This window comes from Candidatus Zixiibacteriota bacterium, assembly GCA_040753495.1.
GTDB lineage: Bacteria > Zixibacteria > MSB-5A5 > GN15 > PGXB01 > DYGG01.
The window spans coordinates 1-10,957 of the sequence record JBFMEF010000073.1; the positions used below are offsets into that span (position 1 = coordinate 1).

A 10,957-nucleotide genomic window follows, 5' to 3' on the forward strand; every position below is an offset into this window, starting at 1 on the left:
AACTACCGGCACCATTGTTTTTCAGAATGGAGACATTGTCGGAACTAGAATTAGTCACAGCCAAATCGATGTCGCCGTCAAAGTCGAGGTCAGCAGGGACGACGGACCTCGGACCGTCTCCTACTGAAAAGCTGACTGCATTCTGAAAAGTCCCATTACCATTATTCTTTAGAATGGCGACATTGTCAGACAAATAATTCGTCACAGCCAGATCGAAATCGCCGTCATGATCAAGGTCGGCTCCAGAAACAGAGAGAGGACCGTTTCCTGAACTGTAGTCAATAGCATTTAGAAAGGTTCCATCCCCTCGGTTTCTCAATATTGAAACATTATGCGAATCAAGATTTGCCACAGCCAAATCGATGTCACTATCACCGTCAAGATCAGCAGCGAAGACAGACTGTGGATTGTCGCCCGCACCGTAATTGACCAAATTTTGAAAAGTTCCGTCACCGTTATTCCTCAGTATAGAAACACTGTCGGAACCAGAATTCGCTAATGCCAAATCACAGTCGCTGTCGCCGTCTAGGTCAACAGCGAATACTGATGCCGGGCCATCTCCAACACTATAGTCAATGGCAGTTTGAAACGATCCGTCGCCGTTGTTCTTAAGGATGGAAACATTGTCAGAATTGAGATTTGCCACAGCCAAATCGACGTCGCCATCACCATCAAGATCAGCAATATAGACGGAGTGCGGATAGTCTCCGACCTGATAGTCAATTCGAGTTTCAAAAAGAGGGTCGAAGGCGTAACCCTTCGTGGGCACGAAAGCAGAAACGCAAATTGCAAAGATCAATGCTGCTTTTGACATAGCTACTCCTCAACAATTCCCGGATTACCGCCCGCGACATATAGCCGAGGCAGCTTTAAATTCGAATGAAGTCACTTTTGTTCGGATTATAAGCGACTTCGGTTTTCTAAATCGGCCTTCCAACATCACCAATGTTGTTAAGTCAGAACAATCATAAGCCTATGCTCAAAACCCAATCTAATATAATGAGACGTCCCTGTCTGTCAACATTAATCCCTTGGTGCCCCACCCCTTGGGGTGGGATTTTATAAACAGATTCCGTACTATATACTATCCCACCGCAAGCGGTGGGGCACCCTCAAATGAACAGGCCAAAATCCCTCCTTGGTCGCTGTGGCGACTTGAGTCCAGGCAAATTCGGGTGTCGCAACCTCTGCCCGTTCCATCAGGTCCTGTTCCGCCGTCAGGCGGGGTGTGACCTGACGGACGCTTTGCCGTCATGCAGTCCCTTTCAATTTCTCTCTTACCCCCACACATTTTCACTAATAAATCGCTGCTAAATGTCCCAGAGGTACATATAGAGAAACAAAACTCTCCAAAACGCTCAAAATGACTCCCATAAGAATTAAGCTGGAAAAGAAGAGAAATTCGCCCGAATTAAAACGAATACGAACCTATTACCTGTTGCCCCGCAACCACTTGACTTTTTTAACGGGCATCGCTGCCGACCCCGTTATCTCTGCTCTAATCTCAACTTCACCCCCGGCTCATTCGACAGAAAATGAAAATGTATATGCGGTATTATCTGCCCCGATTTAGGACCATTGTTCAACTGCAGACGGTAATTATCCTCGATGCCGAGTTCGGCCGCCATCGCCCGGATTCTGACAAATAACTTCAGCAAAAGGTCATCCGGTATATCCTGCAAATCAGGATAATGCGCCTTGGGGAGAACCAGAAGATGTATCTCCGCTTTGGGAAGAATATCGGCAAAGACTATTATCTCCTCATCCTCAAAATAGACCTTTGCCGGTTTCTGGCGATTGACGATTTGACAGAAAATACAATTCATCGCCGCCAAATGTACATATCGCGCCATAAAATGCAAGGCAAATGAGAAAACCGCTCTTTGACCCGTCTCCTTCACTCCAGAAATCTCCGATTTTGACGATAATCGGTATCATAAGTATGAACTTCAACTTAGTAATACCATGATTGCAATCGTAGGACTTGCCGTTGTCTTCCTGTCGGTGCTCGGCGGGTATGTAATGGAACATGGCCAGCTGCTGGTATTGGTCCAGCCGGCCGAATTTGTCATAATCGGCGGCGCCGCCATTGGCACCCTGCTTGTCAGCGTTCCTTTCCGAGTGCTGAAAGAGACTTTCCGACAACTTGGCAAAATCCTTGGCAAAGGTCCCACCAAGAAAAACTACCTCGACCTTTTAACGATGATGTATGAACTGTTTAATGTCGCTCGCAAGGACGGCCTGGTCGGGCTGGAAGGGCATATTGAGAACCCGGAGAAAAGTTCGGTCCTTTCCAAATACCCGGAGATTATTAAGAAAAAGCAGACCCTCAATTTTCTGGTCGATACTATTCGGCTGATTATCATGGGCGGAGTGCCCGACCATGACCTGGAGGCGATGATGGATGAGGACCTCGAGACTCTGCATCATGAGAATCTGCAGCCGTCAGTTTCCTTAGCGCGGGTCGGCGATGCCCTGCCAGGACTCGGTATTGTCGCCGCCGTTCTCGGCGTTGTTATAACGATGGGGGCGATTGATGGTCCGCCGGCTGAAATCGGCCATAAAGTCGGCGCCGCCCTGGTCGGAACTTTTCTGGGTATTTTGTTATCGTACGGAATGGTCCAGCCGCTTTCCGCCAATATTCAGTTGATGGTGGAAAGTGAGGCGAAATATTATACCTGCCTCAAACAGGGTCTGATAGCCTTCCACAAAGGCTTTGCCGCCTCCATTGCCGTTGAATTCGCTCGACGGGTAATCAATACCGATGTTCGCCCCAGTTTTTCCGAAGTGGAGGAAGCCTGCCGCGCCTCCAAAGCGGCCAAGGTAGCAGTCGCCAATGGCTGATGAAGAAAAACATAATAAGCCGGTTATAATCAAGAAAAAGAAAAACGGCCATGCTGGTCACCACGGCGGCGCTTGGAAAGTCGCCTATGCCGATTTTGTCACCGCCATGATGGCCTTCTTCCTGGTCATGTGGCTGGTTTCGCAGTCCGATGCCGTCAAGCAGGCGGTCGGCGGATATTTCCGTGACCCGGTCGGTTTCAGCGAGAAAGCCGGTAAAGGGGCGCTCGAAGGAAGCGCCGCCCCATTCAAAGCGCCGGTGCCGGCCGCTCCCGACCTGCAGAAAAAACATCAAGCCGAAGAGAAAAAACTCAAGACCGCCGGCGAAAAAATCCGGGAAGCGATCGAGAACTCGAATGAAGCCGGCAAAATCAAAGACTATGTCGAGATTGAGATTGTCCCCGAAGGGCTGCGGATTCAACTTATCGATGCCTCGGCTGCGTCCGACTCCGCCATCTTCTTCGACCTGGGAAGTTCCAAACTTAAACCGTGGGCGCAATCAGTCCTTGCCACTATCGGCTCGGAACTGGGAAAACTCCCCAACCATATCATTGTCGAAGGACATACCGACAGCCGCCCCTTTGTCTCGAGCAACGGCTACACCAACTGGGAACTGTCATCCGACCGCGCCAATAGCGCCCGTCGTCTGATGGAATCCTCCGGGCTCAAGGGCGACCAGATTATCGAAATCCGCGGTTATGCTGATGTTCAACTGCGACTGCCGGAGCGCCCCGAAGACCCGCGCAACCGCCGTGTGGCGATTATCGTTCTCAACGAAGCATACGAGCAGCGATTCAAAGATATCCAGGTTGGCAACGACCTTGCCGGTATCGAGTAACATCCCCAAACGGTAGCGTGAACCAGATTAGCTGAGAGCAGACGTATCTTATCCGGACCTGACCTTATATTATTCCCCTTGATTCTGCCCCTTAAATCTGTTAGAATTACTCAGCAAAATTATAAAAAATTCTGGAGGAATGTAGATGTCCGGCCATTCAAAATGGGCGACCATTAAACGTAAAAAAGGTAAACTTGACGCCGAACGGGGGCGAATGTTTACCAAGTTGATTAAAGAGATAACGGTGGCGGCGCGGCAGGGGGGAGGCGACCCTGAAGCCAATCCGCGTCTTCGCACCGCCATCGCTACCGCCAAAGCCGCCAATATGCCGGCGGACAATATCAAAAAGGCTATTCAGAAAGGAACCGGCGAACTCCCCGGCGTAAACTACGAAGAAGTCACCTATGAAGGGTATGGTCCGGCCGGTGTTGCCATTTATCTGACCGTCACCACCGACAACAAGAACCGCACCGTTGCCGAGATTCGCCATATCTTCTCCCGCTTCAACGGCAACCTCGGTGAAAATGGGTGTGTCTCCTGGATGTTCGAGAAGAAGGGTGTTATCACCGTTCCCACCAATGTGGTCGATGAAGATACCCTTATGGAGATTGCCCTTGATGCCGGCGCCCTCGATCTTTCCAACCAGGGCGATATTTACGAGCTGGCGACTCCTGCCAACGACCTGGAACGGGTTCGCACCGCGCTGGAGAAGAAATCGATTCCGGTGCAGTCGGCCGAAACCACCATGATTCCGCAAAATACTATCAGACTGGATGAACGGCAGGCGGAAACGATGCTGAAACTGTATGAAGCGCTGGAAGAGCATGATGACGTTCAGAAAGTCTATGCCAACTTTGATATCGATGAATCTTTGATGAACAAGTTGGCGGGATAAGAATCGAGCCGGATGGTTATAATAGGGATAGACCCGGGACTGCATCTGACCGGGTACGGGGTGCTGGAATCAAACGGCCGGGCGGCGAGGATACTGGAAGCCGGCGTAATAAAGACGGCCGGGCTCAAAAATTTCGACGGCAAACTGAATGAGATTTTCCATCAGTTCGGCGAGATAATCAGGCAGTTTGCCCCGGACTATATCGCAGTGGAAGAATTATACTCGCATTACAGTCATCCGAAAACGGCCATAATAATGGGTCATGCGCGCGGCATTATCTTTCTTCAAGCGGCAAAAAACCAGGTGCCGATAGTCTCCTATGCTTCGACCCGTATCAAAAAGTCGCTGACCGGTAACGGTCGCGCCAGCAAGAGCCAGGTGCAGAAAATGGTTCGCTCCTCGTTTAAATTGAAAGACCAGTTCTATTCAGCTGATACCGCTGACGCTCTCGCAATCGCCCTCTGTCATCATAACGCCTTGCTCGGCTCCACGGCGGTAACTGCCAGAAGTCGGAGAAAATCCCGATGATTTCTCAAATCAGCGGAAAAATAAATCATCTTACCGAGGACGCGGTCACTCTCGAGAATGACGGCATCTATTATGAACTGATGATACCTTCGGGACTTTACAACTCTCTCAAGAGCCTGCAGGCGGAAGCTAATCCGATTACCCTGCACACCATTTATTACATCGAAGCCGGCGATATGAAAAGTTACCATTACCCCCGTCTGGTCGGATTCACCAATCTGGTTGACAAAGAATTCTTTCAGGCTTTCACGACGGTATCCGGGCTGGGGGTAAAGAAGGCGCTCAAATCTCTGACGCTTCCGATTCGCGATATAGCCACGGCCATTGAGACCAAGGATGCCGCAACGTTGACTCGCCTGCCGGGGCTGGGACGACGTCTGGCGGAAAAAGTGATTGCGGAACTCTCTGGAAAAATGGCACGTTTCGCGCTGGCGAAAGGGGAGGAGCCGCTTTCGACTCCTCAGAAAGAGAAAGAAAATTTCGTCCTGGAAGCGCTGGAGGTTTTGCTGCAACTGCAGTACCGTCGCGCCGAAGCCGAGAGTATGATTGACAAGGCAATGAAAGCCAACCCGCGGATAAATGGCACCGAAGAGCTGATAACGGCGATATTTAATCTTGAAGCGAGCCTGCGGAAAGGCGTTGCCCGATGAGCCGCGAAAGAATCATTTCGGGCGAAAGCATCTCTCCCGAAGAGGAATCATTCATCCTCTCACTGCGTCCCAAGCTTCTTAATGAGTATATTGGACAGAAGAAGTTAAAGGATAAACTTAAAGTATCGCTTGAAGCCGCCAAAAAACGCCGGGAGGCTTGCGAACATATCTTATTCTATGGCCCGCCCGGATTGGGGAAGACTACATTGGCGCATATTATCGCCAATGAGATGGGAAGCCGCCTGGTGGCGACCTCCGGTCCCTCGCTTAGTCGGACCGGCGATTTAATGGGGATTTTGACCAATCTGGGGGATGGTGATATTCTATTTATTGACGAAATCCATCGGCTCTCGCCGACCATTGAGGAGTTTATCTATCCGGCAATGGAGGATTTCAAAGTTGACTTTGTCGTCGATAAGGGCGCCTTCGCCAAAGTTATAAATATTCCCCTCAAGCATTTCACCCTTATTGGCGCCACTACTCGCGCCGGACTTCTGTCACCGCCGCTTCGCGACCGCTTTGGGCTGTATTACCATATCGATTTCTATCCGGCCGATGAACTCAAAGAAATCATTACTCGTTCGGCGCATTTGCTGGAGGTCTCTATCAGTGATGATGCCGCTGTCGAAATCTCTCGCCGCTCCCGCGGCACTCCCCGGGTCGCCAATCGTCTTCTGCGACGAGTCCGCGATTTCGCATCGGTAAAAGGTGATGGAACTATTGACCTGGCAACCGCCGGCAAAGCGCTCGACTCCGAGGGGGTCGATAATCTTGGACTCGATTCGCTTGACCGAAAATTTTTGAAAATAATTATAGATTATTATAAAGGGGGACCGGTCGGGATTGAAGCCTTAGGGGCGACTTTGAATGAAGAAATCGACACGCTGGTTGATATGGTCGAGCCGTACCTGCTGAAAATCGGTTTCCTCCAGCGCACCCGTCGCGGCCGTATGGTTTCGCAGGATGCCTGCAAACATCTGGGCGTCAAACTCGATATCGAAGACCAGGCAAATTTATTTGAAGAATAGACCGGGGGTAATTGGGGGCACTCTTATATTCCAGTCTTATAGAAGTAGGCAGTATTCTCAGTCACGATTTTGAAGACGATCCTTGAGGCTTCCTGTTCACGATTATCGTTCTCTAGGTGGTTACTTCGTGACGATTTGCACCGTTGACAAGAGACGTGTTAGGGTTAATCAACGACGGGATGGTGATGCCAAATTTCATATTCACGGTATTCTGATTTTATGTGACAACTGCCGAAACCGCAGGGGCGAATCGCCCCTACCGTGGATACGGAGTCAAAGTATAACGCCAATACGAGCAGCAGGCATCGGGTCAGCGTTGATTGAAGTTGTTCAGTTCACCGCTGAGAATGCCTCGGATTCCGGTCTCTTATCTGAATAGAAGTCCGAATCTCAAAAGCAACTTCGCCTTTGATGTAACATCAATGTCATCATTTCCCCCGCTGGGTGCGGACCAGATTCCCAGCTCTGCGGCGAAATCTGTTGTTCTTCCTATTTTGACAATGAATTCCATGGTGGAACGGAATGTCCAATAATTCGAGTTACCGATATAAGGCATATTTTTCAGAATTCCATATCCCCCACCCACTCCGGGTCGGAGACTGAATTTACCCTGACCAGTCGGTATCAAATACTTTAACATTGCGCCGACTTCCAGAAGGGTCTCGCTATCTTTATTTACATTCACATGCAGCGGTTTGAAGGTGATTACTATGGAGTGAAGGTCGGCGAATAAACCAAAATGGAGTCGTCTCTTTATCGGATAGTCCAGCAGGATACCCAGGCTTTGCCCGCTTTCTTTTTCGAATTTATCGCTGACATCCTCAACTTTGATATAACCTCCCCCGAGGATTCCGTACTTCAATCCGAAGATTCCTCTCACTCCTTCGGACCTGTCTGCCCCGGCACTGACGCCGCTGAATAGAAGCGCATGAATTACGACCAGAAGTATAAGTTTGAATCTTGACTTGCGCATGATGCCTCCCTCTGATTCCAGATTTAACGCCCGATAAATATAAGGCGGTCAATTCGAAAGTCAATCCTTAATCGTCAGCGCCATTGGTCGGTGACGACGCTATTTCCGGCTAAGCACCACAAAGATCCCCGCCAGTATCAGCGCCCCTCCCACCGCCGTCCACCAGCCGGGAATCTCTTTGAAAAAAATTATCGCCAGAATCGTTGCGCCGATCGGCTCTCCCAGAATGGTCGTCGCCACCTTATGCGCCGGCACATATTTCAGAAGCCAGTTGTAAAGAGAATGTCCCAGTACGGTCGGCACTAATGCCAGAAGCAGAAACAGCAGCCAACTCTTGGCGGGATAATCAGTCAGATTCTCCCCGAACATGAGTGAAATCAGAAGGAGTGTTACCGCCGACACCGAATAGACCGGAAAGATATACCCGAGATTATCGAGTCGCGACCGCAATTGTCGTCCGATAAAAAGATAAGTCGCCGCGCAGACCGCGCCAATCAGCGCCAGGATATCCCCCAAAATATATTTTTCCCCAAGGTCAAAATCGCCGCGCGATATGACCACCATCCCGACCAGCGCCAGCGCCATCCCGACTACCGAACGGCCCGGTATCTTTTCTTTGAGAATGAGCGCTTCCATCAGCAGTACCCACATCGGTTGCGTGGCGACCAGAATGGTCGAATTGGAGATGGTGGTATAGAAAAGTGACGTTACCCAGACCGCAAAATGCAAGCCAAGAACAACCCCTGAAGTCAAAAGAAGCCACAGTTCTGCCGGCGATAAAATCCGAAATGTTCGCCGGATATGGGGCACAGCCGGGATTGCCAGAATTAGCGCGGCAAACCCCATTCGGTAAAACGCTGTCGGGAGCGGCTCCGCGCCGGTCAGCTTTATCAGCACCGCCGCCCAGGAGACCGCGAAAGTCGCTACAAACAGCGAAAGATATAATCTCCCTTGCGTCACCATTTTTTATATATTGCCGGACAATATAGGTAATCAACTGCACCATGTCGATATATTTGCTCATCGCCGTCTTATTCTGGGGATTCTCCTACATTGCTATCAAAGTCGCCCTGAAATATCTGACTCCGGTGGAAATGATTGCCGCCCGTTTTGTGCTGGGAGGATTGACCCTCCTGGTCATAATCTGGTTCAAGGGTATCTCATTTGATATCAGAAAGCAGGCGCGCCTTATAATCATTTCGGCTGCGATTCTCTTCCTGCACTTCTGGGTCATGGCGACCGGCATGATGACCACTACCGCCACCAATACCGCCTGGATTCTGACCACCGCCCCGATTTTTATTGCCCTGCTCTCTTTTGTCATTCTGAAGGAGCCGTTCGGAATCTTTCAGATTTTGGGAGTTGTTCTGGCAACCATAGGAGTCATATTTCTTGTCTCCAAAGGAGAATTTGGCTCACTCGGTTGGATTTCTTCCACCGGCGATTGGATTGTTCTGGGAAGCTGTCTCACCTGGGCGTTTTATACTATCGTGACCCGCAGAATCACCCGGTCGGTTAATCCCCTGGTGGCGACTTTCTGGATGATTGCAATCGCCGGGCTTGTGATTGTGCCCTACAGTCTGCTTCGAAGCGGTCATCAGGTTTACTGGAGTATGCAGCCTGACGGGGTTGTGGCGCTGGTCTTCCTGGGGGTCGGCTGCCTGGCGATTTCATTCTGGGCATGGTCGGAGGGGCTGGCGCGCAAACCGGCCGGTGAAGTCGGCATTTATCTTTATCTGGAGCCGCTGTTTACCATGCTCGGGGCCGCCTTTCTGATAAAAGAGCCAATCACGCTCTGGCTGATTCTCGGAGCGCTTTTTATCGTGGCAGCCGTTTATGTTTCGGAGCGATTCGGAAAGACAGTAAAGTCACCGTCGCCGGTTGATGTATGATTAATTTCCTTCTGCTTCTGGCTGTCATTTTCTGGGGTCTGTCGTTTGTTGCCACCAAGATGGCCCTTCAGTATCTGAGTCCTCTTGAAATCATCGCCCTGCGGCTTCTGCTCGGCGCGCCGGTACTATATCTGATAGTCATGGCAAAGAAAATTGATATCTCTTTCAAAAAGAATGACATTGCGATTCTGCTGATAACTTCTATTGTATTGGCGGTTCATTTCCTGATTCAAGCCTTTGGGCTGATTTATACCAGCGCCACTAACACCGGATGGCTTATCGCTACCATTCCGGTTTTTATCGCCATTCTCTCTCGGCTCTTTCTGAAAGAAAAAGTCAGCCCGGTCAAACTGCTGGGGATTTTGATTGCCACTGTCGGCGCTCTCTTTCTTATTTCCAAAGGGAAACTGACGACATTGGACTGGTTGAAGTCTGTCGGGGACTGGCTGATATTGTCAAGCTGCGTCACCTGGGCTATTTACACAATTATCACGCGCGATTTGACCCGCCGCTATCATCCTCTGGCTGTCACCCTTGCCATCCTTATTATTCCGGCGCTTCTCCTCAATGCCTATTGCGCCTATACGACTCCGATTTCAAAGTTGCTCGAACTCCCCTTGAAGATAATAGGGGCGCTGGTATTTCTGGGGGTATTCTGCCTTGGCTTGGCGCAATGGGTCTGGCTGGAGGGGCTGGCGCGCAAATCGGCGACCGAGGTGGGGGTCTTTCTATATATTGAGCCGATAGTAACGACTCTCGGCGCGATACCAATTCTGGGGGAAAGCATAAACCTTTTCGGCATCGTCGGAGCGCTGCTGATTTTACTCGGGGTTTATCTGGTGCAGAGAAGATAAACGGCGTTGGCGAGGTGGCGGGAATCTGAATGTACTTGCCACTGGATTATCCATTCTCTATATTGACATCGATATGTGGGACTATGTATCAAATATTACCCGGTACATCGACAAAGTAATTCCAATAAAAATATTGATTCAAATAGGTTCAGAAAGGTATGCATATGTCTGAAGAACCAGTGGGATGCGGCAAACCGACCGGGAAACTTCTCGGCGAGCCGCCCGTCAGTAAATCAGCCAAAATTAGTGAAACAATAGTTATGGAGGAGACAATACCGATGGTCCGTGTCGGAGGCAAAGCGCCCGATTTCGAAGCCCCCGCCTATCACAGGGGGAAATTTGTCAATGTGAAACTGTCTGACTATGCCGGGAAATGGGTCCTGGTCTGTTTCTATCCCGGCGATTTCACCTTTGTCTGACCGACCGAATTATCGGCGGTCGCCGGTAAGTACGATGAA

General features: G+C 50.2%; 12 protein-coding genes and 1 pseudogene. 9 read left to right on the forward strand and 4 right to left on the reverse strand.

All coding sequences use genetic code 11. The features are described 5' to 3' along the window. Positions 1-814: VCBS repeat-containing protein (locus AB1690_04735; protein MEW6014610.1), on the reverse strand; the 814-nt coding region annotated here is incomplete at its 3' end. A 673-nt stretch (positions 815-1,487) separates the two neighbouring features. Beyond that, the gene (locus AB1690_04740; GenBank protein MEW6014611.1) at positions 1,488-1,853 is read right to left on the reverse strand and encodes an HIT domain-containing protein; all 366 of its coding nucleotides are present in this window, start codon (positions 1,851-1,853) and stop codon (positions 1,488-1,490) included. A 112-nt stretch (positions 1,854-1,965) separates the two neighbouring features. On the opposite strand from AB1690_04740, the gene motA reads away from it, so the two are divergent. The 6 genes from motA (at position 1,966) to ruvB (ending at position 6,780) form a co-directional block, all read left to right on the forward strand. Continuing rightward, positions 1,966-2,844 carry a flagellar motor stator protein MotA gene (gene motA / locus AB1690_04745; protein ID MEW6014612.1) on the forward strand — a complete coding sequence of 293 codons (879 nt, stop codon included), beginning with the start codon at positions 1,966-1,968 and terminating at the stop codon, positions 2,842-2,844. After that, complete coding sequence (locus AB1690_04750; GenBank protein MEW6014613.1) at positions 2,837-3,679, forward strand: flagellar motor protein MotB; 843 nt, start codon at positions 2,837-2,839, stop codon at positions 3,677-3,679. The genes motA and AB1690_04750 overlap by 8 nt, the downstream gene beginning before the upstream one ends. 145 nt (positions 3,680-3,824) lie before the next feature. Beyond that, complete coding sequence (locus tag AB1690_04755; protein MEW6014614.1) at positions 3,825-4,574, forward strand: YebC/PmpR family DNA-binding transcriptional regulator; 750 nt, start codon at positions 3,825-3,827, stop codon at positions 4,572-4,574. A gap of 12 nt (positions 4,575-4,586) precedes the next feature. Beyond that, positions 4,587-5,102, forward strand: a complete 516-nt coding sequence (gene ruvC / locus AB1690_04760) for a crossover junction endodeoxyribonuclease RuvC (GenBank protein MEW6014615.1) — start codon at positions 4,587-4,589, stop codon at positions 5,100-5,102. Continuing rightward, positions 5,099-5,752 (forward strand): Holliday junction branch migration protein RuvA, encoded by a 654-nt coding sequence (gene ruvA, locus AB1690_04765; GenBank protein ID MEW6014616.1) that lies wholly within the window; start codon positions 5,099-5,101, stop codon positions 5,750-5,752. Before ruvC ends, ruvA begins: the two co-directional genes overlap by 4 nt. Then, a complete protein-coding gene (ruvB, locus tag AB1690_04770) occupies positions 5,749-6,780 on the forward strand; it encodes a Holliday junction branch migration DNA helicase RuvB (protein MEW6014617.1) in 1,032 nt (343 codons plus the stop codon). The genes ruvA and ruvB overlap by 4 nt, the downstream gene beginning before the upstream one ends. A 367-nt stretch (positions 6,781-7,147) precedes the next feature. Here the strand turns inward: ruvB and AB1690_04775 are convergent, their stop codons facing one another. After that, positions 7,148-7,753 carry a hypothetical protein gene (locus AB1690_04775; protein MEW6014618.1) on the reverse strand — a complete coding sequence of 202 codons (606 nt, stop codon included), beginning with the start codon at positions 7,751-7,753 and terminating at the stop codon, positions 7,148-7,150. A gap of 99 nt (positions 7,754-7,852) precedes the next feature. After that, positions 7,853-8,716, reverse strand: a complete 864-nt coding sequence (locus AB1690_04780) for a DMT family transporter (GenBank protein MEW6014619.1) — start codon at positions 8,714-8,716, stop codon at positions 7,853-7,855. Between the two features lie 41 nt (positions 8,717-8,757). On the opposite strand from AB1690_04780, the gene AB1690_04785 reads away from it, so the two are divergent. The 3 genes and pseudogenes from AB1690_04785 (at position 8,758) to AB1690_04795 (ending at position 10,915) form a co-directional block, all read left to right on the forward strand. Then, positions 8,758-9,645: a DMT family transporter gene (locus AB1690_04785; protein ID MEW6014620.1), complete on the forward strand. Its 888-nt coding sequence runs from the start codon at positions 8,758-8,760 to the stop codon at positions 9,643-9,645. Next, the gene (locus tag AB1690_04790) at positions 9,642-10,499 is read left to right on the forward strand and encodes a DMT family transporter (protein ID MEW6014621.1); all 858 of its coding nucleotides are present in this window, start codon (positions 9,642-9,644) and stop codon (positions 10,497-10,499) included. Before AB1690_04785 ends, AB1690_04790 begins: the two co-directional genes overlap by 4 nt. Positions 10,500-10,663: 164 nt before the next feature. Next, positions 10,664-10,915 (forward strand): annotated as a pseudogene (locus tag AB1690_04795) (redoxin domain-containing protein). Positions 10,916-10,957 lie beyond the last annotated feature (42 nt).

Bases quoted from the DNA above. Each gene is read 5' to 3' on its own strand.
- motA (MEW6014612.1), top strand. From the start codon at position 1,966: ATGATTGCAATCGTAGGACTTGCCGTTGTCTTCCTGTCGGTGCTCGGC.
- AB1690_04785 (MEW6014620.1), top strand. From the start codon at position 8,758: ATGTCGATATATTTGCTCATCGCCGTCTTATTCTGGGGATTCTCCTAC.
- AB1690_04755 (MEW6014614.1), top strand. From the start codon at position 3,825: ATGTCCGGCCATTCAAAATGGGCGACCATTAAACGTAAAAAAGGTAAA.
- AB1690_04750 (MEW6014613.1), top strand. From the start codon at position 2,837: ATGGCTGATGAAGAAAAACATAATAAGCCGGTTATAATCAAGAAAAAG.
- AB1690_04790 (MEW6014621.1), top strand. From the start codon at position 9,642: ATGATTAATTTCCTTCTGCTTCTGGCTGTCATTTTCTGGGGTCTGTCG.
- ruvA (MEW6014616.1), top strand. From the start codon at position 5,099: ATGATTTCTCAAATCAGCGGAAAAATAAATCATCTTACCGAGGACGCG.
- AB1690_04740 (MEW6014611.1), bottom strand. From the start codon at position 1,853: ATGGCGCGATATGTACATTTGGCGGCGATGAATTGTATTTTCTGTCAA.
- ruvC (MEW6014615.1), top strand. From the start codon at position 4,587: ATGGTTATAATAGGGATAGACCCGGGACTGCATCTGACCGGGTACGGG.
- AB1690_04775 (MEW6014618.1), bottom strand. From the start codon at position 7,753: ATGCGCAAGTCAAGATTCAAACTTATACTTCTGGTCGTAATTCATGCG.
- ruvB (MEW6014617.1), top strand. From the start codon at position 5,749: ATGAGCCGCGAAAGAATCATTTCGGGCGAAAGCATCTCTCCCGAAGAG.
- AB1690_04780 (MEW6014619.1), bottom strand. From the start codon at position 8,716: ATGGTGACGCAAGGGAGATTATATCTTTCGCTGTTTGTAGCGACTTTC.